At 66.6% G+C, this 21372-nt stretch carries 20 protein-coding genes; 13 read left to right on the forward strand and 7 right to left on the reverse strand.

What is annotated here, in order from left to right:
- Positions 1–8: 8 nt before the first annotated feature.
- The 4 genes from AC1C2T_RS07240 to AC1C2T_RS07255 form a co-directional block, all read right to left on the reverse strand.
- Positions 9–1010, reverse strand: coding sequence for an N-acyl homoserine lactonase family protein (locus AC1C2T_RS07240; RefSeq protein ID WP_495384771.1), 1002 nt, complete (start codon positions 1008–1010; stop codon positions 9–11).
- Positions 1007–1723, reverse strand: coding sequence for a TetR/AcrR family transcriptional regulator (locus AC1C2T_RS07245; RefSeq protein WP_495384772.1), 717 nt, complete (start codon positions 1721–1723; stop codon positions 1007–1009). Before AC1C2T_RS07245 ends, AC1C2T_RS07240 begins: the two co-directional genes overlap by 4 nt.
- Positions 1724–1936: 213 nt before the next feature.
- Positions 1937–2344 (reverse strand): VOC family protein, encoded by a 408-nt coding sequence (locus AC1C2T_RS07250; protein ID WP_495360930.1) that lies wholly within the window; start codon positions 2342–2344, stop codon positions 1937–1939.
- 74 nt (positions 2345–2418) lie between these two features.
- On the reverse strand, positions 2419–4176 hold the full coding sequence (locus AC1C2T_RS07255; RefSeq protein WP_495384773.1) for an L-aspartate oxidase: 1758 nt from the start codon (positions 4174–4176) through the stop codon (positions 2419–2421).
- 77 nt (positions 4177–4253) lie between these two features.
- Between AC1C2T_RS07255 and AC1C2T_RS07260 the strand changes: the two genes are divergently transcribed.
- The 4 genes from AC1C2T_RS07260 (at position 4254) to AC1C2T_RS07275 (ending at position 7786) form a co-directional block, all read left to right on the forward strand.
- The gene (locus tag AC1C2T_RS07260) at positions 4254–5201 is read left to right on the forward strand and encodes a LysR family transcriptional regulator (protein WP_495360928.1); all 948 of its coding nucleotides are present in this window, start codon (positions 4254–4256) and stop codon (positions 5199–5201) included.
- Positions 5202–5379: 178 nt separating this feature from the next.
- Complete coding sequence (locus AC1C2T_RS07265; RefSeq protein ID WP_495351342.1) at positions 5380–5637, forward strand: BatC protein; 258 nt, start codon at positions 5380–5382, stop codon at positions 5635–5637.
- Positions 5637–6872 carry a cupin domain-containing protein gene (locus tag AC1C2T_RS07270; RefSeq protein ID WP_495384774.1) on the forward strand — a complete coding sequence of 412 codons (1236 nt, stop codon included), beginning with the start codon at positions 5637–5639 and terminating at the stop codon, positions 6870–6872. The genes AC1C2T_RS07265 and AC1C2T_RS07270 overlap by 1 nt, the downstream gene beginning before the upstream one ends.
- Positions 6869–7786: a ferredoxin family protein gene (locus AC1C2T_RS07275; RefSeq protein ID WP_495384775.1), complete on the forward strand. Its 918-nt coding sequence runs from the start codon at positions 6869–6871 to the stop codon at positions 7784–7786. The genes AC1C2T_RS07270 and AC1C2T_RS07275 overlap by 4 nt, the downstream gene beginning before the upstream one ends.
- Positions 7787–7890: 104 nt before the next feature.
- On the opposite strand, the gene AC1C2T_RS07280 is transcribed toward AC1C2T_RS07275, so the two are convergent.
- Together AC1C2T_RS07280 and AC1C2T_RS07285 are read right to left on the reverse strand one after the other, a co-directional pair.
- Complete coding sequence (locus AC1C2T_RS07280) at positions 7891–9873, reverse strand: glycoside hydrolase family 2 protein (RefSeq protein ID WP_495384776.1); 1983 nt, start codon at positions 9871–9873, stop codon at positions 7891–7893.
- Between the two features lie 36 nt (positions 9874–9909).
- Positions 9910–10935, reverse strand: coding sequence for a LacI family DNA-binding transcriptional regulator (locus AC1C2T_RS07285; protein ID WP_495384777.1), 1026 nt, complete (start codon positions 10933–10935; stop codon positions 9910–9912).
- 147 nt (positions 10936–11082) lie between these two features.
- Between AC1C2T_RS07285 and AC1C2T_RS07290 the strand changes: the two genes are divergently transcribed.
- The 6 genes from AC1C2T_RS07290 to AC1C2T_RS07315 all read left to right on the forward strand — a co-directional run bounded on the left by AC1C2T_RS07290 (position 11083) and on the right by AC1C2T_RS07315 (position 18156).
- A complete protein-coding gene (locus tag AC1C2T_RS07290) occupies positions 11083–12393 on the forward strand; it encodes an ABC transporter substrate-binding protein (RefSeq protein ID WP_495384778.1) in 1311 nt (436 codons plus the stop codon).
- A 96-nt stretch (positions 12394–12489) separates the two neighbouring features.
- Complete coding sequence (locus AC1C2T_RS07295; protein WP_495384779.1) at positions 12490–13368, forward strand: carbohydrate ABC transporter permease; 879 nt, start codon at positions 12490–12492, stop codon at positions 13366–13368.
- 2 nt (positions 13369–13370) lie between these two features.
- A complete protein-coding gene (locus AC1C2T_RS07300) occupies positions 13371–14219 on the forward strand; it encodes a carbohydrate ABC transporter permease (RefSeq protein ID WP_495384780.1) in 849 nt (282 codons plus the stop codon).
- Between the two features lie 2 nt (positions 14220–14221).
- Positions 14222–16429, forward strand: coding sequence for a glycoside hydrolase family 43 protein (locus tag AC1C2T_RS07305; protein ID WP_495384781.1), 2208 nt, complete (start codon positions 14222–14224; stop codon positions 16427–16429).
- Between the two features lie 126 nt (positions 16430–16555).
- Positions 16556–16687, forward strand: a complete 132-nt coding sequence (locus AC1C2T_RS07310) for an LPXTG cell wall anchor domain-containing protein (protein WP_495384782.1) — start codon at positions 16556–16558, stop codon at positions 16685–16687.
- Positions 16688–16938: 251 nt separating this feature from the next.
- Positions 16939–18156, forward strand: a complete 1218-nt coding sequence (locus AC1C2T_RS07315) for an oxygenase MpaB family protein (RefSeq protein ID WP_495384783.1) — start codon at positions 16939–16941, stop codon at positions 18154–18156.
- 12 nt (positions 18157–18168) lie between these two features.
- Here AC1C2T_RS07315 and AC1C2T_RS07320 read toward each other — a convergent pair whose 3' ends face one another.
- Positions 18169–18849, reverse strand: coding sequence for a YdeI/OmpD-associated family protein (locus AC1C2T_RS07320; RefSeq protein WP_495384784.1), 681 nt, complete (start codon positions 18847–18849; stop codon positions 18169–18171).
- A 172-nt stretch (positions 18850–19021) separates the two neighbouring features.
- Between AC1C2T_RS07320 and AC1C2T_RS07325 the strand changes: the two genes are divergently transcribed.
- The 3 genes from AC1C2T_RS07325 to AC1C2T_RS07335 all read left to right on the forward strand — a co-directional run bounded on the left by AC1C2T_RS07325 (position 19022) and on the right by AC1C2T_RS07335 (position 21362).
- Complete coding sequence (locus AC1C2T_RS07325; RefSeq protein ID WP_495384785.1) at positions 19022–19897, forward strand: lytic transglycosylase domain-containing protein; 876 nt, start codon at positions 19022–19024, stop codon at positions 19895–19897.
- 58 nt (positions 19898–19955) lie between these two features.
- Positions 19956–20483, forward strand: coding sequence for a bifunctional nuclease family protein (locus AC1C2T_RS07330; protein WP_495360921.1), 528 nt, complete (start codon positions 19956–19958; stop codon positions 20481–20483).
- A gap of 75 nt (positions 20484–20558) precedes the next feature.
- Positions 20559–21362 (forward strand): GNAT family N-acetyltransferase, encoded by an 804-nt coding sequence (locus AC1C2T_RS07335; RefSeq protein ID WP_495384786.1) that lies wholly within the window; start codon positions 20559–20561, stop codon positions 21360–21362.
- The last annotated feature ends 10 nt before the right edge of the window (positions 21363–21372 follow it).

The following is a 21372-nucleotide window of genomic DNA, read 5'->3' on the forward strand; positions in this document are numbered from 1 at the left end:
TGAGCGAACTACTCGAAGCCGACCGTGCCCACGGGTCCGCCCTGAGGGTCGGGCAGATAGACGGCGTGTGACGGCTCGCGAAGACGTCCGTCGTGGTCGATGATCCGGTCGGCGTAGTCCCGAAGTTCCGCGAGTTGGGCGGCGCTTGGTGTGCCCTTGAATGTGCGCTCGAGCTTTGTACCGTAATCGGTGTGGTCGTGACCGGGCGCGACGATGAGCCCAGGCATCGCCGCGCGCAGCGCGCGGATCCGGTCAATCGAGTCGAGCTGATTCGACTGCGCTTTCTTGCCCAGCATGATCGGTCGCAACTGGCCGCTCGCGAGGTGCCGCAATGTGTACAGGGTGTCGCCCGCACACAACAGTTGCCAGTCGCCCCCGTCGATGAGCACCGCCATGTGGCCCGCCGAGTGGCCCGGGGTCGGAAGCAGCACCACGCTGCCGTCACCGAACACATCTTGGCTCGACTCGAATGTGTGGAATGGGCCGTCTGTGAATCGCACACGCTCTGGGTCGGTCAATACACCCTTGAGAGACGGGGTACGGCGGAACAAGAAGATACCGAGGTTTCGTGAGGTCCAGTCCGCATCGGATACGAGAAAACGCGCGCCGAGAAGGTCGCGCACTCCGCCCAGGTGGTCTTCATGCAAGTGGGTGAGCGCGACCGTCTTGATGTCGTTCGCGTCAAGGCCGCGTTCGCGCAGTTGCACGAGCAGCTGCTGGTTCTCGTCGAGGGAGTACTCGTCGTCGTCGAAGGCGGCGCGAAGCAGCGGCCCGTCGTAATATTCGCGGTGATCGTGCGCCTGACGCAGGTTGATACCGGTATCGACCAGCATCGCCCCGTGTTGTGGGTGCTCGATCAGAAACGCAAACAAGGGCACCATGATGTAGTGGCTCTTGTCGGTCAGAAACTTCGAGATCGCCCGCAGCCCGAGCCACTCACCGTTGGAACCGCCGTAGAACTGGCCGAATGGCACCTTGGTGTCGCCGACGTGCAGCACGCTCACTTTCATGTAGTGCTCTCCTTCGATGGTGATGGGCGGGCCGCGTGGGTCCAGCTCGCGAGGTCCTTGTCGGTGATGAAGTCGATGGCGCCTGGTGCGGCGCCGAGCGCAGCGTGGATCGCGTCGACGTACGCGCGAGTGATCGAGGTGAGGATGTCTCGGCTCGCTCGCCCCTCGCTCATGTCGAGCAGCGTCATCCCGATGTTGTCTGCACATTCTTGGAGCAGAGAGACGACGACGCGCGCGGTGCTTGGTGGGTCATCCACCCGGAATTCACCGGACTCGACGCCAGCTTCGACGACCTTTGCGATGAGGGGCGTGAAACGGGTGGCGGCGCCCACTCGGGTTCGGCGCTGGACGAGGACGTTCTCGTCGGCGTAGAGGGCGCGCAGCGAGTCGACCAGGAACTCTCGGTCTCGCAGCTTCGCGACGCCGATTGCCTGCAACATGCCGCGCATTCGATCCGTTGCCGGTGCGTCGGACTCCGCGATCGGCCCGATGAGCCCCTGCCATTGGTCGAGCCGTCGCTCGAGGAGTGCCTCGAGCACGTCGGCTTTCGACGGGTAGTAGTGGTAGAAGGCACCCTTTGACATCCCGGCGGCAGTGACCAGGTCGAGGATCGTGAGATTCTCGTATCCGCTCGTTGCGATCAACTGGTCGACTGCGTCGAGGATGGAGTCTCGCTTTGCCGCGTGCGCCCCGGCGTTGAGAGTTCGCGCCATACCTGCCTCCAATTAATAAACCGACCGACGGTCTATTAATACACGTTCGGTCTGCTTCCGCAACCGAACGGCTTCTCGGAGGAACCGAGTACGTCGCGAATTACCTCGCGCTGTGGATCGGGATCGTCAGTCTCTCGCCGTCATCGGCTGGGTCAATTCGGAGCGCAACCGCTGCCCCTGGTACGTCCGGCTGCTGAGCTCGGGTCCAGGGATTCAGACCGCGGCGGCCTCTCGCGGCGGGTTGTACATGAACTCGATGCGGATGCCGTTGTCGTCTTCGACGAAGGACGCGTAGTAGCGGTCGCTGAACCTCGTGAACACCTTCGGATCGCGCACGGCCGTCCAGCCGGCGGCGACCGCGATCTCGTGCAGACGGTCGACCTCCGCGCGTGAATCGACGGGGAACGCGAGGTGCTGCCATCCGACCTGGCCGTGCTGGTGCGGTCCACTGCCCGCTTCGCGGGCGGGGAAGAGGATCAGCTCCTCCTCGCCCTTGTACCAGGACACGCTGTTGTCAGCATCGTGCCGAGTGCAGCCGAGCGCCACCATCACTGGATCGAACTGCGTGATGGAGCGGGGCAAGTCGTCGACGGTGACGCCGAGATGGTCGAAGAGAGGCATCCGGCCATCATATGGGGGACCATTTCAGGGTGAGGATGCCCGCCGCAGAACTGTGAGGGAATGACCGAGGGCGGTCACTCGACGAGCTTGCCGGCCGTCGAGACCTCGCGCATGAGCTCCACGATCTCCTCGGGGATCGGCGGGATCGTCTCACGGGTGACCCCCGTCGACGGCGACCAGACGAGGTTCACTTGCAGCGAGGCATCCATCTCGGGGTAGTCGCTGCGGTTGTGGCATCCGCGGGTCTCGCGTCGTTCGAGCGCCGCCTCGAGCGTGGCGCGCGCGGCGAGGGCAGCCGACTTGAGGTCGAAGGCGTGTGCGAGATCCTGGTAGCCGGCGATGTCGGGGTGCACACCGACATCCGCCATGCGCGCCTCGATCGCGTCGAGCTCGGCGAGGCCGGCCAGCAGGCCGGTCTCGTCGCGCACGACTCCGGCGTGCTCGGTCATGGTGTCGCGGATGGCGCGCTGCAGGGCGCGCACGTTCTCGGCGCCATCGGATGCGACGAGCCCAGCGATCTCGTCGCGCGCGGTCTGCACGGCGGTCGCCGACCGCTGCTGCGCGTCGAGCGCGGCCGAGTACGCGGCAGCGGCCTGCCCCACGATGCGTCCGAAGACGAGCAGTTCGATGAGCGAGTTGCCGCCCAGGCGGTTCGCGCCATGAAGACCACTGGATGCCTCGCCGATGGCGTAGAGGCCCGGGACATCCGTGCCGTGGTCGTCGGGGCGCACCCACACGCCGCCCATCGAGTAGTGCGCGGTGGGCGCGATTTCGATCGGCTGCTTCGTGATGTCGAGCATCTGCAGTTCGAGCATGGTCTGGTAGACGCGGGGGAGGCGCGTCATGATCGTCTCGCGGGGCAGGTGCGAGACATCCAGCCAGACACCGCCGTTGGGGGTTCCGCGGCCCTCCTTGATCTCGGTGTAGCAGGCGAGGGCCACGCGGTCGCGCGTTGAGAGCTCCATGCGCTCGGGGTCGTACTTGGCCATGAAGCGCTCGCCGAGGCCATTGGTGAGGATGCCGCCTTCACCGCGGGCCGCCTCGCTGATGAGGGTGCCGGCCGCGTTCTCGGGCTCGATGATGCCCGAGGGATGGAACTGCACGAGCTCGGGGTCGCGCACTCGCCCGCCGGCCTCGACGGCGAGCCGCCATGAGTCGCCCGTGTTCTCGTCGCGCCGTGAGGAGGTGCGGCGCCAGATGCGGTTGTGGCCGCCTGCCGCGAGGATGACCGCGTCGGCGTGGATGAGGTAGCGCGTGCCGTCTTCGAGGTCGAAACCGTAGGCGCCGAAGACCGCGCCGTCGTCGTTGACGAGGATGCGGGTGACGTACACCGTGTCGAGAATCGGCACGTTCAGCTGCGCGGCCCGGTTGACGAGCGTGCGCTGGATCTCGAGCCCCGTGTAGTCGCCCGCGAACGCCGTGCGGCGGTAGGTGTGGGCGCCGAAGAAGCGCTGCGAGATGCGGCCGTCGTCTTCGCGGGCGAAGGGCATGCCGTAACGCTCGAGGTCTTCGATGCCGCGGGCCGCGCCCGAGGTGACGATCTCGACCGTGTGGGGGTTCGCGAGCAGGTAGCTCTCTTTCAGCGTGTCGGCGGCGTGCTGCTGCCAGCTGTCGTCGGTATCCATCGTGGCGAGGGCGGCGTTGATGCCGCCGGCCGCGAGCGAGGTGTGGGCGTCGGACTTGGGCCGCTTGCCCAGGGCGAGCACGTCGACGCCGGCCTCGGCGAGCTCGATGGCGGCGCGCAGGCCCGATCCGCCGGTGCCGATCACGAGCACGGTCGTGGAGATCTGCCGCTCTGAAGCGGTGCTGCCTGAGGTGGTCGAGGTGGTCATGCGTTCAACGCTAGGTTGGACCATTGGATTACTCCAATGCATATATGACGTAGTCATGATGCGCGTACGCTATCGACATGAACCTCGAACAGCTGCGCAGCTTCGTGGAGGTGGCCCGGTTCGGCAACTTCACCCGTGCCGCCGAAGAGCTCTACCTCGCCCAGCCCTCGCTGAGCCGCCAGATCGCCGCGCTCGAACACGATCTCGGCGCCGAGCTGTTCCACCGCGCCCGCGGCGGCAGCACGCTGACGGTCGCGGGCGAATCGCTGCTGCCTCTGGCGCGGCGCATGCTCGCCGACGCTGAATCGGTCAGGCGCGAACTCGCCGAACTCGCGGGCCTCGAGCGCGGCCGGGTGCGGCTCGGCGCCACGCCGACCCTCTGCATCAGCCTCGTCGCCGAGGTGCTCAGCGCGTTCCACGCGGAGCATCCGGCCATCGAGCTGCACCTCTCGGAACAGGGCTCGCGCCGGCTGCTCGACGAACTCGCGAGCGGCGAGCTCGACCTGGCGTTGATCACGACGACGGATGCCTCGTCGGCCGAGCGGTTCACGGTGACTCCGCTGCTCGTAGAAGAACTCGTGGTGGTCTCTTCGGCCGGCGCACCGCCGGTCACGACTCGCGACACCATCGAACTTGCGGATGTCGCGGCGCTGCCGCAGATCGTCTTCAGCTCGACTTATGACCTGCGCAGCGCGACCGATGCCGCCTTCGCTGCCGCTGACCTCACACCCGACGTCGTGCTCGAGGGGGCGGAGATGGATGCCGTGCTGCGGTTCGTCGAGCGCGGGCTCGGGGTCGCAATCGTGCCGGCGATGGTGCTCATCGATCGCCCGGGACTGCGATCGGTGCGGCTCGCAGGCCCGACGCTCGAGCGCACGATCAGCGTCGCCCGCCCCGCTGACGTGGCACCGACCACGGCCGTCGAGGTCATGCGGCGCACGATCACCGCGGGCGCCACGGCGTTCGCGGCGCGAGCGGGGGAGACCATGCGGCTCGCGGACCCGAGCGCACGACGCCAGACTTGAGGGCTGGCGATCTCGGAAGCTGATCTCATCCACCAGCACCGCGCGGCGGCGACCGTCTCCACGTCAGTCACGAGGAAGTCGATGATCGCGGTGTGGTTGTCTGCCGGTTCACGTCAACCCATTCCGCCGAACGGATGCTCTCGATACGCTGGGCGAGCACGCAACGAGAGGAACTCTCATGACGATCAACGATGACGACATCACCCTCGAGCCGGGTGCCGAGGGCGAAGGCACTGCCGATGGGGGCGCCAACCCGAAGGGTCACGATGGTGGCGCCGATGGATCCGCCGCCGAGGGCGAGGGCACTGCCGATGGCGGCGCCAACCCCGGTGGCCACGACGGTGGCGCTGACGGATCCGCGGCTGCGGGCGAGGGTACCGCTGATGGCGGCGCCAACCCCGGTGGCCACGACGGCGGCGCTGACGGTTCCGCGTAGTGACCAGCCCGGAGCGCGGGTCGAAAAGTCGGCCCGCGCTTTCGCGCTGCATCCGTATCTCGGCTGAGGAGTTCGCGGGCCGCTACTGGGGGCGCGAGCCGCTGCTCTCCACGGCCGACGAGCTCGACGCACGCTTCGACGACCTGTTCTCGACTCAGGCCGTCGACGAACTCGTCACGCGGCGCGGCGTGCGCACCCCGTTCATCCGCATGGCGAACGAAGGCTCGGTGCTCGCGGCATCCGACTACACCGCCTCAGGTGGTTTCGGTGCAGAGATCGCCGACCAGATCTCGAGCGACAAGGTGCTCACCGAGTTCGCGGGCGGCGCGACCATCGTGCTGCAGGGACTGCACCGCCTGTGGCCGCCGATCATCGACTTCACCCGCGCGCTCATCGACGACATCGGCCACCCGGCGCAGGTGAACGCCTACGTCACCCCGCCGTCGTCGCAGGGGTTCGACCCGCACTACGACACCCATGATGTCTTCGTGCTGCAGATTTCGGGCGAGAAGCACTGGCGCATCCACGCGCCCGTGCTCGTCGATCCGCTGCGCACCCAGCCGTGGCAGCAGCACCAGGCAGCCGTCGCCCGGGAGGCCACGCACGAACCCGTGATCGACGCGGTGCTGCGACCGGGCGATGCGCTGTACCTCCCGCGCGGGTGGATCCATTCGGCGACCGCGCTCGGCGAGACATCCGTGCACCTGACCATCGGCATGGCGGCGTACACGCGAGCCGACCTCGCCGACGCGCTGCTGCGTCAGGTCGGCGACAACGCCGAGTTGCGCGCGTCGCTGCCGCTCGGCGTCGACCTGCGCGACCCCGAGGCGCTCGCGCCGATCGTCGAGCAGACGGTGCAGGCACTCGTCGAAACATTGCAGCAGACGGATGCCTCGCGGCCGGCCGCCATTCTCAGTGCACGCTTCGACGCCGAAACCCGCGCGGAGCCGGTCGCGCCGCTCGCGACACTCGAGGCGCTCGCGACGCTCGATGCATCGACCCCGGTGCGGTGGCGCGCGTCGCTTCCCGTGCGCGTCACGACGGTCGACGACCGGGTGCGCATCGTGGCGCGCACGAAGACGCTGTCGCTCCCGGCCGAAGCGGAGCAGGCCGTACGCCGACTCGCCACGGGTGAGGTCGCTACGGCCGGGGAGCTCCCGGGCCTCGACACCGAGAGCGCGGTCGTCGTCGTGCGCAGGCTCGTGCGCGAGGGATTTGTGGTGGCGCCCGCGTGACCCTGGCCGCCGAGCACTGGGCGCCGTGCAGCGATCGCGCGCGAGAGCGGAGCGATCCGCTCGTCGGCACCGGGCCGCGCGGGCTGCGCTGGTTCCTCGTCGAGGTCGCGGCGAGCTGGGGGCAGAACGCCCTGCTCGATGAACCGTTCGATCGCGCGCTCGGCCGTGCGCTCGTGAAACGCATCGAGGGTGACGGCATGCGACCGCTCGCGATCCGGCGCACCGGCCGGCGGGCTGCTCCGACGGCACAGCGCTGGGCGATCGTCGATTCGCGGCCGGGTCACGAGAGTGTCGTGTGGGGTGAGGTGGCGGATGCCGCGGCCCTCCTCGAGGTGCCGCTCGACGGGTCCACCGGCATCCCGTCGCCCCGGCCCATCTATTGCGTGTGCACCCACGCCCGACACGACCAGTGCTGCGCGGTGCGCGGCCGCCGCGTGGTGACGGCGCTCGCCGAAGCGCGCCCCGACGAGACGTGGGAGTGCTCGCACCTCGGCGGCGACAGGTTCGCCGGCACGATGGTGGTCTTTCCGCACGGGCTCTACTACGGGTATGCCGACGACGGCGACCCGGTGCGCATCGCTGAGGCCTTCGACGACGGTCGCATCGTGCCCGAGCGGTATCGGGGGCGCAGCTCGCTGACGCATCCGGTGCAGGCTGCCCAGCACTTCGCGCGCGAGACCTTCGGCGACGAGCGAATCGAGGCGTATGCGCCGATCGCCGAGGAGGCGGCCGATGCGGGCTGGCGCGTGCGGCTCGAGGGCGCTGAGGGCGAGCTCGTGGTGGAGCTGGAGGAGGCCCGCTCCGAACCCCTGCTGTCGACGTGCACCGCCACCCGGTTCGTGCGCGTGCGGCAGTACGCGCTTCGGTCGATCACGACGAGCGCGCCAGAAGTTCGGAGCAAACTCCCGGATTGAGCGCGGCCGCGGGCTCTAGGCTGTTGCCACAGCCTGGGTCGTGAGGGTCCGGGGGGTCGACGAAGACGCCGGCAGCCTCGTTGACCCCACGTACCGGGCAGCTTTCAAGGCAATGCCGCGGCGGCCCCCGACGGTGAGTTCGGCGCCCCGGCTCGCGGGCCCGTACCAGCCCGTGTCGTGGAATCCGCGCTCGACCGCGACGCATCCGTATGCGACGCATCCGTGCGATCGGAGGCGAAGACGGCCTCCGCCTGCTTCGGACGCTGCTCGCCCTCGACGATCGCGCGAATGATCTCGATGGGGAGCTTCGGGTGGCGGTTCTCGTCGACGAGCCCGTTCGTCTCCTGACCGGTGTCCGCGAGCTGCGTGTAACACCAGCCCGCAAGTCCATCGCTGGCTCGCACGGCGTCGAAGAGTGCCGTCAGGTGGTCTTGGAATTGGTCGGTGGATTCCACCACGCGATAGCCCCAAGCGCCGTTCCCGGGCAGATCGACACTGACACCACCGAACTCACTGAGGATGACCGGCTTCGCGGTCGTGGCCGCAGACTCCTCCGGTGTGCCGACAAGTGTGCGGCGACCGCTCGGGGCGATGCCGTTGAGGCTCCGCTGCACCGCTTCCGGCGTGGAGTACGCGGCGAGCAGGCGCGTCGCATCGTTCTCGTAGTCGTGGACCGTGAAGAGGTCGGAGAGCGTGTGCTCCCATCCGTCGTTCGAGATCACCAGGCGGGAATCGTCGATCGCCTTGGTGAGGTGGTAAAGCGCGCGAACCACCTCGCGTTGCTGTGCACTCGTCGCGACCTGCTGAACACCCCAGCTCTCATTGAACGGAACCCAGGCAACGATGCTCGGGTGCGAGGCATCTCGGCGGATCACGTCGATCCATTCGCTCACCAGCCGGCTCGTTGCCGTCACGGAGAATTCGTAGGTGCTCGGCATCTCCGTCCAGAGCAGCAGGCCGAGCCGGTCGGCCCAGTACATGAAGCGAGGGTCTTCGATCTTCTGGTGCACTCGAGCGGTCGTGAACCCGAGATCCTTGATGAGCTGCACCTCGGCCCGCAGCGCATCGGCGTTCGGTGCAGCGAGGTGCGAGCCGGGCCAGTAGCCCTGGGAGAGGATTCCCCTGATCGGGTACGGACGGCCGTTCAACAGGAACGCGCCGCCATCCTGCCCGACGTCGCGGAGCCCGAAGTAGGAGTGAACGGTGTCGGCATCTTGTTCGGTCGTCTCGAGTTCGATCGTCGCGTCGATGAGGGTGGGCGATTCCGGAGACCAGAGGTAGTCATCATGGCCCTGCCCGTTGCGAAGGCCGGGCAGCGAGAAGACGGCGCTCGCCCGTGGTTCCGTGAGGCGCACGGATTGGGTGACGAGCACATCGTCGCCTTTGCGCAGGGTGACACGGAGCACAGTGGTCGCGACCGGTCGCTCCGACAACTCGACGTCGAGCTGCACGGAGCCGGCCCCGATGCTCGGGCGCCATACCAGCCGCGTGATGTGCTGCCGCGGCATCGACTCGAGCCATACCGGCTGCCAGATGCCGCTCGTGCGGTCGTACCAGACCACATGCCGGCGCTCTGACCAGTCCTGCTTCCCCCGGGGTTGGGCGAGGTCGTGCGGATCATCCTCGACGCGCAAGACGACATCCACTTCGGCGTCGCCGTCGCCGTCGGCGTACGGAATCACCACGTCGAAGGGCGTGTGCCCGCCTTCATGGTGGCCGACGTGGTGCCCTGCGACCCATACATCTGCCCGATAGTCGACCGCACCGAAGTGCAGCACGAGTGTGCGGCCGGCAGCATGGCCCGTTGCTGCGAGGTCGGCAGCGGTCACCGTTCGCCGATACCACATCACGCGGTGGAACCTCGTGTCGCCGATGCCGGATGCGGGGGACTCGGGTGGGAACGGCACGGTGATCTCGAGAGGGAACGCTTCCGTGTCGTGCATCCACCCGTTGGCCAGACCGGAGTCGTCGTCATCGAAGGCAAAACGCCACTGCCCGGAGAGGTCATGCCAGCGCGCGCGAACGAGCTGCGGGCGCGGGTGCGTTCCATCTTGGCGGCTTGCCAGAAACGAGGTCTCGTGAAGCATGCGTGAAGCCTAGCCCCAAATTCCAGCGCTGGAAAATTACCGCCTGGTTGTCGAACGTTCAATGATGGTGTGCGGCGCGATCTGGTGACGGCCGACGCCCGTGAAGCCGCTCATGCGACTCTCCAGCAGCTCGAAGGCCATTGCGGCGATCTCCCGTTTGTCGGGCGAGACCGATGAGAGCGCCGGCGTGCTGTAGCGGGCGAGCGCCGTGTCATCCCAACCCAGCACGGCCACGTCGTCTGGGATGCGGATCCGCGACTGCGCGAGCGCCTTGATCGCCGCCATGGCGAAGAGATCGTCGCGACACAGCACAGCATCGAACTCGATACCCTCGTCGACCATGCGTGACATCGCACGAACGCCGTCGTCGATCGCGAATCCATCAGTCTCCAGCACGAGACGCGGGTCGAGCGGGATGCCGGCGGCGATGAGCGCCTCCTGGTATCCGAGGAGGCGCAGATGGGTGGACTCCGTCATATCGCCGCGCACGCTCGCGAGGAATGCGATCCTCGATCGGCCCCGTGCCAAGAGCATCTCCACGCCATCGCGGGCGGCTCTGACGTTGTCGATCATGACGTGGTCAGTGGTGAGCGGGCGCGCCGCTTCGCCGAGCAAGACGAGAGGCGTGTCGGGCCTGAGGCGCGCGATCTCCATCGTGTCGATCCGAGCGGGATGGAAGATGACCCCGTCGACCAGCCCCTCTTCACGATCGCGGATGACGGCTCGCTCGGCCTCGACGTCGTTCAGTGTCTGCTCGACGATGACCCGGTAGTCGCGACGACCGGCCTCCTCTCCGATCTGGCGCGCGAGCTCGGCGAAGTACGGCTGATCCATCTCGGGGATCGCGAGCGCGATCATGCCCGTCTTGCCGGTCGCGAGACGACGAGCCGTCAGGTTCGGTTTGTAACCGAGCTCCTCGATCGCAGCCTGTACCTTCTCCCGGGTCTTCGGCGATACATGCTGGTAGTCGTGCACGACGTTCGACACCGTCTTCATCGAGACGCCAGCCCACGTTGCCACGTCGAGCAGCCGCACGCGCCCACCCGATCTGCCGGTATTCATTGCCCCATCCTAGAACCTCGTGCCCGCGCACTGCGTTGACATTTACAGCGCTATACATTAGCTTTCGAAGTCAACCGAGGGAGCCGGCGCGTCAGTGCCGAGCGCCAAGAGCCGCAGTGCAGCGGCCGGGAGCCGACAGGAGAGCACATGAACACTCGCACAGCCATGGTTGCCCTAGCAGCGGCAACAGCCCTTGCCTTGAGCGGATGCGCCGGCGGACAGTCCGATTCGGGCGACCGCACGATCACGTTCATGGGTTGGGGGTCACCTCAAGAGGTCGCCGTCTTCGAGGACATGATCACCCAGTTCGAGGGGGAGAACCCCGACGTGACCGTCGACTACATCAGCGTCCCCGCGGCCGACTTCGCAACGAAGCTGCAGACGATGATCGCCAGTAAGAAGACACCCGATGTCTTCTACCTCGCTCCTGAAAACGTGATGCCCTGGGCTGACAGCGGCATCATCACGGACTTGAGCGACTTCGTCGCCGACAACGACGTCTTCGACGAGTCGAACGTCTGGGAGAACGCGATCAGCATGTACCGCTACGACGGCACAACGCCCGGTGAGGGCGCGATCTACGGTCTCCCGAAGGACATCGGACCGTTCGCCCTCGCCTACAACAAGGATCTCTTCGATGCGGCGGGAATCACCGCACCCGACCCCGAGACCCCCTGGACCTGGGACGAGTTCGTCGCCGCGGCCGAGAAGCTGACGACCGGCGAAGGCAGTGACAAGGTCTACGGTTCGGCGCCCTACTCGCTCGAATCCGCCGTCTGGTCCAATGGGGGCGACTGGCTCAACGAGGACCACACGAAGGTCACCGTCACCGACCCGGAGTTCGTCGAGGCGATGCAATGGGTTGCCGACCTCGGCCTCGTGGAGGGCGTCGTGCCCTCGGCCGAGGAGGAGGGCTCGCTCGGGAGCTTCCAGCGATTCCTCGATGGCAAGATCGGGATGATGGGCATCGGGCCATGGAGTCAGGGCCAGTTCTGGGAGGACGCCGACTTCAACTGGGACATCATGCCGTGGCCCGTGAGCCCGAACACCGAGGAGCGCGCGACCTGGTACGGCGGCATCGGCTTCGCCGTGGCCAACAGCAGCGAGCACAAGGAGGATGCCTCCAACCTCGCCGCGTTCCTCGCGTTCAATGAGGATGCGCAGCGAGCGAACATGGAGAAGGGGCAGGCCGTTCCGAACCTCATCGACATGGCCAAAGACGAGTACCTCGCGATGGACAAGCCGCCGGCGAACAAAGAAGAATTCATCCGCATCATCGAGGACTACGGTCGCCGCGCGACGCAGACGTACACCTACAACAGCGAGTGGTTCACCGAGTTCAATGCCAACTCGGCCAGCGTGATGCTCGGCGAGCAGACCGCCGCGGAGTACACCGCATCCATCGAGGACGAGATGCAGGCGCTGCTCGACAAGGGCATCGAAGAGCAAGGCCAGTAGGTTCACTCCCCATCGGGGCGCGCCGCCGTCGGGCGGCGCGCCCTCGACATGAAAAGAGGTTGCGGTTCGATGGCGGCAAAGCAACGAGCAGGGGAGATGAAGCGCCGAGAGCGACTCTGGGGCTTGGCGTTCATCGCTCCGATCTCGCTCCAGATCCTGCTCTTCTGCGTCGTCCCCGTCGTGATCGCGGTGCTGGCGGCCTTCACGAACTGGAACGTCTTGCGGGGGACCTACGACTTCGTCGGGCTGGAGAACTTCGTCGGCTTCCTCACCGACGAGAAGTTCTGGACCTCGGTCTGGAACACCATCTTCATGCTCCTGCCAATTCCGTTCTACCTGCTCTTCGGGCTCCTCTTCGCCATCGGCTGCCACCGGAACACGCCGGGCAGCAAGGTCTTCCGGCTGTTCTTCTTCCTGCCGTACATCTCGTCGATCGTCGCGCTCGTCGTGATGTGGAAGTGGTTGTTCAACTACGAGTACGGGCTCGTCAACCAAGTGCTGCTCGCGTGGTTCGGCATCCAGGGTCCGAACTGGCTGGGCGATCCCGACTGGGTGAAGGTGACCATCGTGATGATGATCGCGTGGAAGATGATCGGCATCACCTCCATCTACTTGCTGGCCGGGCTCAAGAACATCCCCCACGTCTACTACGAGGCCGCGCGTCTCGACGGTGCTTCGACGATGCGCCAGTTCTTCCAGATCACGCTGCCGATGCTCTCTCCCGTGCTGTTCTTCCTGACGGTCATCGGAGTGATCGGCTCGCTCCAGACGTTCGTCGAGGTGCAGCTCTTCACGACCGACGGTGGACGGGAGTACAGCGCGGCGACCGTCACTTACTACATCTGGGAGAAGGCGTTCGTCTCGAACGAGATGGGATTCGCCTCCGCGGTCGCGCTCTTCTTCGCCCTCGCCATCCTGGCGGTCACACTGTTCCAGTTCCGACTTTCCCGCCGCTGGGTCTACGAAGGCGAGTGACAATGGCTTCCTCTGAAACCTCCCGGCAGCGCTCGCTGACCACGATCTCCTTCGTGCTCATGCTCATCGGTGCGCTCGCGATGCTGGTGCCCTTCCTCTGGATGCTCTCCACATCGTTGAAGGAATCGAAGCTCGTCTTCGAGTACCCCCCGCAGTGGATCCCGAACCCCGTCGACTGGGCGAACTACGTCGAGGTGTGGCAGATCGCCCCGCTAGCGACGGGTCTCCTCAACAGCACGATCGTCACGGTGTCGGTCGTCGTCGTGGGCACGTTCTCATCGACCATGGCGGCATTCGCATTCGCGAAGCTCGATTTCCCTCGGAAGCGTGCCATCTTCGTCGCGCTCCTCGCCACCATGATGATCCCGATGGTCGTGTTGATCATCCCGCAGTTCCTCGTGTTCGCAGAGATCGGCTGGATCGACACGTTGTTGCCGCTCATCGTGCCCGCGATGCTCGGCAACATCACCATGATCTTCTTCCTTCGCCAGTACATGCTCGGCCTGTCGACGGAGCTGATGGACGCCGCGAAACTGGATGGCGCCGGCTTCCTGAGGATCTATTGGAGCATCTTCCTCCCACTCTGCAAGCCGGCCATCGCCGCCAACGTCATCATCGTCTTCATGGCCACCTGGAACGACTACCTGGGGCCGCTCATCTTCACCAACTCACCCGAGAACTCGACCGTGCAGCTCGTGATCGCATCGCTCACGTCGTACTACGCCGAACAGACCGACTTCCCCATTGTGATGGCCGCATCGATCATCGCAGTGCTTCCCGTCGTGATCCTCTTCATCGCGACGCAGAAGTACTTCGTCGACTCGTTCGCCATCTCGGGCATCAAAGGCTGACCATGAGAACCTACGCAAACCCGATCGCGACGAACGGCGATTTCGCCGACCCCTTCGTGCTCCGTCACGACGGGCGCTACTACCTCTACTGCACCAACCCCGACGTCCGGTGCTGGAGCTCGAGCGATCTCGTCACCTGGACCCTCGAAGGCCCCACCATCGACGAGGACGAGTTCCCGGGACTCGTGCCATTCGCGCCCGAGGTGGTCTACGCCGACGGCGTGTTCACCATGTACACATCGCCCTCCGGCCACGGGCACCACGCCCTGCAATCGGCATCACCGACCGGGCCGTTCCGTGCCGTCACCGGCAACGTCGGTCACGCCATCGACGGGAACGTCTTCATCGACGACGACGGACAGTGGTACTTCTACTGGGCAGGCGACGAGGGCATCTGGGGATGCGAGATGCCGTCGCCGACCGAGTTCGGGGAACCGGTGTTCACGGGCATCCACATGAACGGGTGGACCGAGGGACCGTTCGTCAGCAAGCGCGACGGCTGGTACCACATGACGCTCACCGGAAACCACTACCTCAGCCCCGGCTACCGGATCAATGCCGCCTACAGCGCGCACCCACTGGCCGGCTACCGGAACGATCCCCTCAACCCGATCCTCATCAGTACTGAGCAGGGGTTCCTCGGCCTCGGGCACAGCAGCAGCGTGAGCGGCCCTGATCTCGTCTCGACGTACCTCGTCTATCACAACATGAACCCCGACCTCTCGCGGGACTTGGACATCGACCGCCAGGTCTGGAACGGGCGATCGCTGCAAGCGCTGGGCCCGACATCGTCAGCCCCGGTGCCGAGGCCAGCGGATGTCGTGTGCGACTGGACTGCGGGATCCGCCGACGGTTGGCTCGCCCGGTCAGGCGAACTCGCCGACAGTGATGGAGCCGGGCATCTTCTCGGCGAGGATCCGAGTGCCGTCTGGCATGTCGCGCCAACGGGTGAGGCGTTCACCGCCGAGGTCAACCTGACCCCCTCCACGGCGGCGGGGAGCTATGGACTGTCGGTGAGCGACCCCGAGAACGCCGATCGGCTGACGCTTCGGGTGGACCGTGGCACGCACGCGGTCAGAGTCGACGGGGTCGCCGCCGATCGCACCGTGATTGCGATGAGCGCGCCCCTCCCGCGCACCTTCGTTCACGATGTGCTGCACTGCTGGCGGCTCGTCTTCGATGAGGGCCTCCTGCACCTGTTCCTCGACGGACGGCATCAGGCCGCCGTCCCGGCACACGTACGACCAGGTTCGATGATCGGGGTCGTCGCCTCGGGCGGGCCGATCCAGATCCATTTCTGCGCTCTGACCAACACGGTCGCCACCCGGGCTGATCGAATCGCGGCGAAGCCCGTCCCGGGCCGGTTCTGGGCGGCGCTGAGCGCCGAGGCGGCTCCGTTAGCGGTGGCCTCATCCAACGGAACACCTGGAGAGGTGCCGTTCGAGTCGGTGAGGTTGCCCCCGGACTCGTCGGTGACGTACGACCTCCACGTGCAACGCGACGGCCGCCACGTCGTCTACCTCTCGGGTGCGTTCACGGAAGGCGATGTGCTCGCGCTCGAAATCGACGGCCACGAGCAGAGCCGAGTGCATGTCGACCAGACGACCCATGCGGTCTCGGCCGAGGTGGACTTCACGGCTCCCGAGCAGACGCTCGCAGTGCGAGCCGTCGACGGTCGCCCCCTGCTGACACTCGTCACGACAGCGAAGAGGGCCACGCGCACCCCGGCGACAGCGACGGCGAGCGGTGAGCAGTCCGGATACGGGAAGGTCGTTCTCGTTCCGGGGAACTGGGACGACTTCACGCTCTCCACCACCGTGTCGATCCGGCTGAGCTCGGCTGATTCGCACGCAGACATCATTCTCCGAGCAACCCAGCTGTCCGAAGGCGGCGAGGGCGACGACACCCGCTTGGGCATCGACTTCCTCCTCGGCTACTCGGTCCAACTCCATCGTGATCGCATCGTGCTCGCGCGTCACGACTACGACGAGCGAACGCTCGCCGCAGTACCGACGGCGATCGATGACACCATCTCCCACGTCGTCGTCGTCCGCACGCTCGGCAGCACACTCACGGCCGACCTCGACGGGGCACGAGTCATCGAGTATGACGAGCCGCTCCCGCACCTGTTCGGCCAGATCGGCATCCGCACCTCGAATGCCGATCTCCGGATCGAGTCGCTGCACGTCGCGACCGAATCCACGACGTAGACGCCCGGAGACCCGGACGACCCGGATGATCCGGGAGGGCCTGGCGGTCCGGGATCGGGCGACGATGGAGCCGACGACCCCGGCAACGGAAGTGGCGAGCCTGGGAACGCCGGTTCGCATGATGGGATGGCCGAGACCGGATTCGCGATCGCCCTGCCGCTGGCCATCGGAGTCGCGTTGCTCGTGCTTGGCGCCGCCGCATACCTCCTCCGACGGCGTCGGCGGATCGTGCAGCCCGAGGTCGGTTCGGAGCAGTAGCCGAGCGAGCGAGCGGATGCCGCGGCATCCGCTCGCTCGCCTCATCGGTGAGCCGTTCGCACCCGCTCACATGCGGTCCCTCTCCGATCGAGAACCGTTGATTCTTCGGAGGGTCTTGTGAATTGCCGTTCACTTCCCTAAGTTAACGGCTATTCACATAATGCGGATGGGCTGCGAGTGCTGAGCGGTGTCGACGAAGTTGCCGCGGCGGGGTCCATCCCCTTCGGATTGCAGGAGGCAACGTGGCCGACATGAACCGACGTACCGTCTTGACGCTGGGAGCCGCTCTCGGGCTCACCGGCGCCTTCGCCCCGAGCGCCGCTCAAGCGGCCCAGACCGCCTGGTCGTGGCCCTCGGCCCGGTCGGTGCTCGGGAGCGGGAGTGGGACCGACCCGCAGTGGGTCTGGGACGATGACATCGACCGCATCCTGGCATCGGTGATCGACAACGGGCAGGTGCCGGCGGTCAACGCGGCGATCACGCCCTGGGTGCACAACTCCCAGGCCCTGCCGACAGGGTTGCCGACCGAGCTCTCGGCCTGGCTGGCGCAGAGCACGCAGATGCCGGCGTGGGCGGACATGACGAAGCTGCGCCGTGCGGCGGACTTCAACCGTCGCAAAGACCTCTACCTCTTCTTGATCTACGGCCTCGGTGGCGGCATCATGAGCACCGTCATCCCGCGCGAAGCGAAGTCGGTCTACTGGTCGAAGGGCGGCGCCGACATGCAGGACCGCGCCGCCAAGACGTTCTCGTTCGGCTACGACTTGAGCGACATCAACGCCTTCGAGACGAGCGGTCAGTTCGTCGTGACCTCGAACAAGACCCGCATGGTGCACGCCGCCGTGCGCCACATGCTGCCGATGTCGCCCCATTGGAAGGCCGTGGCCGACGAGACGATCCCGATCAGCAACCAGGACATCCTGACCACCTTCCACAGCACCGGCACGTTCGCGCACAAGAAGCTCAAGGAGTGGAAGGTGCCGATGTCGCGGCTCGATGAGGAGGCGTTCCTGCACTCGTGGCAGGTGGCGTTGCACTTCCTCGGCGTTCACGACGAGTACATCCCCGCTACCTGGGACGCCGCGCACGCGCAGGCCGCGCAGATCCTCACGCCGAAACTGACCTGGACGCAAGAGGGCCAGGAGCTCGCCGAGGTACTGCTGGGACTGACAGCGCAAATCGACCTCGGGGTCACCCGCGGCTTCTTGAACGAGTTCGTGCGGTACCAGCTCGGCAACGACGTCGGCGACTGGCTGGGGCTCAAGCGCGACTACATCTCGGCCGCGACGATCCGCGTCGGATGGCCCACGTACATCGCCTTCCGCGAGGGACTGCTGCCGATCGCGCCCGTCAGCTTCTACCTGTTCGACCAGTTCGTGCGAGCGCTCGGCATGGCGTTCCTCAACAGGGGCAGTTCGGGCACCACGACCCCCATCACGATCCCCGACATGAACCGGCCCACCGCCTGAACGGGCGCGGAATCAGCCGGGCAGATCTTCGGATGCCGCGGCTCGCGCTGCCGCCGCGGCGCGAGCCACCCACTTCGGTGTCTCGCCGTATCGCTGGAAGGACACCAGCAGACCGGCCGCGCTGTCTTCGATGACCTGCCCGAGCCGTCGCTCGCGCGTGGCCTCTTGCTTCGCGGTGAGCACCCAGTGCGTGACCTGGCGCCGGTAGGTCGGAGTTGCGGCCTCCCAGAATGCGGATGCCGCGACATGCGCTGCGAGCCGTGCTGCTGCTTCGGGCGGCAATTCGCGGTCGGGGTTCTCATGGGAGTACACGCCCGACCGGTCTTCGCGTCGCCGCTCGAACGCGGCGACGCCGGCGGGGTGCATGCGCCCCTCGGCCGTGAGCTGCTCGACAAGGGCGATGTTCACGCTCGACCAGATGCTCGTCGGCTTGCGCGGCGTCCAGCGCTGGCGACGCGCATCTTCGTCGATGCGCTGGGCAACCGAGTCGATCCACCCGAAGCACAACGCCTCGGGCACCGCCTGCTGCCAGGTGAGCCCGCGATCGGGCACGTGCCTCTTGTAGAGGCCCATCCACAGTTCGGTCTCGGTGGCGTGGTTGGCCTCGAGCCAGGCGCGGAACTCCTCGGGTGTTGAGAAGAAGACGGCCGGCCGTTCTGGGGTGCCGCCCGGAGCGCCGAGGCTGATGGTCATGGCACGAGTCTGCCAGCAGGCACCGTCAGTGCGTGTCAATTTCTTCTCGTGCGGGGTTCACGATGCGTGAGTATTCTGAAAGGGCGGGTCGGTGACGCGAATCTCAGTCGAGAGGGCGGCGATCGACCCGGCGGGCGACCAGAGAACCAACGCCCGAACGGAGCGGCTCATCATGTCCTGGGATGACGACACCGACGTCGACGAGTACGGCGAGCGTCGACCGGTTCGAGCGAAGGCCTCGAAGCGGCAGGTCGTCGGCCGTGTGACGGGATATACGGGCCTCGTGGCCGGGGCCATCGCGGTGACGGTCGGTGCGGTCTTCGCGGTGAGCGCCATCGGGCTCGCTGCCAAGCCCGGCGGATTCGCGGCACCCGCGGCGAGCGGCGCGCGCGTGGCGCTGCCTCCTGTGATCACGGCCGAAGAGGGAGACCGCCAGCTCGAGACGATAGAAGAGCCCGCGGCGGTCACGAGCTCAGAGGTCGCACCGATATCTCAGGTCGATCCCGAATGGGCGTCGCAGATCGGCACGGCCACCGGGATTCCGGAGCGCGCCCTTTCGGCGTATGCGCTCGCGCACGTTTCGATCGCCGAAGAGGAGCCGGAGTGCGGGCTCGACTGGACCACGATCGCGGCCATCGGTGCGATCGAATCGGGTCACGGCAGCCATGGAGGGGCGGTCCTCGATGACGACGGCTTCGCCGAGCCCGCGATCATCGGCCCGCCACTCGACGGCAACGGAGTGGCGAAGATCGCCGACACCGACGGCGGGGAGTTCGACGAGGACGTCACGTGGGACCGCGCAGTCGGACCGATGCAGTTCATTCCGTCGACCTGGGCGAAGTGGGGGAGCGATGCGAACGACGACGGCGTCGCGGACCCGAACCAGATCGACGATGCCGCTCAGGCCACGGCGCAGTACCTGTGCGCATCCGGGTCGATGACCAGCGTCGAAGGCTGGCGGGCGGCGGTGTACTCCTACAACCACGACAACGACTACGTCGACGACGTCGCGAAGGTTGCGAACGAGTACGCTGCTGCGGTCGAATAGAGCCGCCGACCTTCGAGACGGCGGCAGTGTCACGCCCGATCGCCTGACGGGAGGCGCCATGATCCAGGTTCGCGTGCTCGGGATCGCTCTCGATGGCAGCCGGCAGCACCTCGTGCTCCTGAAGCCGATGCTCGAGGAGCCGGGTGCGGGCATGGTGCTGCCCATCTGGATCGGCGTGCAGGAAGCGACATCCATTCTCATCGCCATCTCAGGCGAGAAGGCGCCGCGTCCGCTGTCGCACGACCTCATGAAGCTGCTGCTCGACACGTTGGGCGCCACGGTCGAGCGCGTCGACGTGACCCGCATCGAGGACGGCACCTTCTTCGCAGAGATCACCCTCGACTCGACGTCGGGCCCGTACGTCGTCGACGCGCGGCCATCAGACGCGATCGCGCTCGCCGTACGCGCCGAAGCGCCGATCTTCGTCGCCGAGGCGGTGCTGGAGGATGCCGGAATCCCCGCCGAGATGGCCGAGACGGTCGAGACGGCCGAGACGGTCGAGCGGCTCGATGACGAGGCTGATGCGAAACTCGACGAATTCAAGCGGTTCCTCGACGAGGTGGACCCGGAGGATTTCCAGGGCTGAGATCCCGGCACGGAGCAGCGCGAGAAGCGCGAGCAGGTGGCATCCGGCTGCCGAGCTTTCGGCCAGAATGGACTGATGACACACGACGAATCAGTTCGGGTTGCGCGGCTCCTCGAGGCCTACGACGAACAATTGCGCACCGATGCCGAGACGCCGAGCGCGATCTCCGTGACCCGCCTCGGCCCGCTGCGCCTGATCACCTTTGCGGGTGGGCGCGGATTCGTCACCTACCAGAACCTCGATGGGGCAGATGCGGGCGCGATCCGCGGCCTCGTGACCGAGGCGCTGAGCCACTACGAGCCCGACCCCGAGATCAGCCGGGTCGAGTGGAAGACCCGTGGGCACGATCACGCCCCAGGGCTGCACGACGCACTGCTCGAGCATGGTTTCGTCCCCGATGAAACCGAGTCGATCATGATCGGGGAGGCGATCGGGCTGGCCGTCGACGTTGCACTGCCCGAGGGCGTGACGGTGCGCCGAGTCACCGAGGAGTCCGACGTGCGCGCGATGAGCGCGATGGCCGACGAGGTCTTCGGCGATCCTGTCTCGGACGAGATGGCGAATGCCCTGCTGCGCCGGCTCGCGCTCGATGACGGCATGGAACTGTGGGTCGGCGAATTCGAAGGCCAGATCGTGACGACCGGGCGTCTGGAGCCGGTGCCGGGCACCGGTTTCGCCGGTATCTGGGGCGGAGCAACCCGTCAGGAGTGGCGCGGGCGCGGCATCTACCGTGCGCTGACGGCAGCCCGCGCCCGCTCGGCGCTCGCCATGGGAAAGACGCTCATCAACAGCGACTCGACCGAGTTCTCACGTCCGATCCTCGAACGCTCCGGACTCGTCAAGGTGTCGACCACGACGCCGTACCGCTGGACCCGTTGAGGCCCTCCCG

Source organism: Agromyces sp. Y558 (assembly GCF_059445415.1).

Coding starts and splice junctions, on each gene's coding strand:
- AC1C2T_RS07240 (WP_495384771.1), bottom strand. CDS start 1,010: ATGAAAGTGAGCGTGCTGCACGTCGGCGACACCAAGGTGCCATTCGGC.
- AC1C2T_RS07245 (WP_495384772.1), bottom strand. CDS start 1,723: ATGGCGCGAACTCTCAACGCCGGGGCGCACGCGGCAAAGCGAGACTCC.
- AC1C2T_RS07250 (WP_495360930.1), bottom strand. CDS start 2,344: ATGCCTCTCTTCGACCATCTCGGCGTCACCGTCGACGACTTGCCCCGC.
- AC1C2T_RS07255 (WP_495384773.1), bottom strand. CDS start 4,176: ATGACCACCTCGACCACCTCAGGCAGCACCGCTTCAGAGCGGCAGATC.
- AC1C2T_RS07260 (WP_495360928.1), top strand. CDS start 4,254: ATGAACCTCGAACAGCTGCGCAGCTTCGTGGAGGTGGCCCGGTTCGGC.
- AC1C2T_RS07265 (WP_495351342.1), top strand. CDS start 5,380: ATGACGATCAACGATGACGACATCACCCTCGAGCCGGGTGCCGAGGGC.
- AC1C2T_RS07280 (WP_495384776.1), bottom strand. CDS start 9,873: ATGCTTCACGAGACCTCGTTTCTGGCAAGCCGCCAAGATGGAACGCAC.
- AC1C2T_RS07285 (WP_495384777.1), bottom strand. CDS start 10,935: ATGAATACCGGCAGATCGGGTGGGCGCGTGCGGCTGCTCGACGTGGCA.
- AC1C2T_RS07290 (WP_495384778.1), top strand. CDS start 11,083: ATGAACACTCGCACAGCCATGGTTGCCCTAGCAGCGGCAACAGCCCTT.
- AC1C2T_RS07295 (WP_495384779.1), top strand. CDS start 12,490: ATGAAGCGCCGAGAGCGACTCTGGGGCTTGGCGTTCATCGCTCCGATC.
- AC1C2T_RS07300 (WP_495384780.1), top strand. CDS start 13,371: ATGGCTTCCTCTGAAACCTCCCGGCAGCGCTCGCTGACCACGATCTCC.
- AC1C2T_RS07305 (WP_495384781.1), top strand. CDS start 14,222: ATGAGAACCTACGCAAACCCGATCGCGACGAACGGCGATTTCGCCGAC.
- AC1C2T_RS07310 (WP_495384782.1), top strand. CDS start 16,556: ATGGCCGAGACCGGATTCGCGATCGCCCTGCCGCTGGCCATCGGAGTC.
- AC1C2T_RS07315 (WP_495384783.1), top strand. CDS start 16,939: ATGAACCGACGTACCGTCTTGACGCTGGGAGCCGCTCTCGGGCTCACC.
- AC1C2T_RS07320 (WP_495384784.1), bottom strand. CDS start 18,849: ATGACCATCAGCCTCGGCGCTCCGGGCGGCACCCCAGAACGGCCGGCC.
- AC1C2T_RS07325 (WP_495384785.1), top strand. CDS start 19,022: ATGTCCTGGGATGACGACACCGACGTCGACGAGTACGGCGAGCGTCGA.
- AC1C2T_RS07330 (WP_495360921.1), top strand. CDS start 19,956: ATGATCCAGGTTCGCGTGCTCGGGATCGCTCTCGATGGCAGCCGGCAG.
- AC1C2T_RS07335 (WP_495384786.1), top strand. CDS start 20,559: ATGACACACGACGAATCAGTTCGGGTTGCGCGGCTCCTCGAGGCCTAC.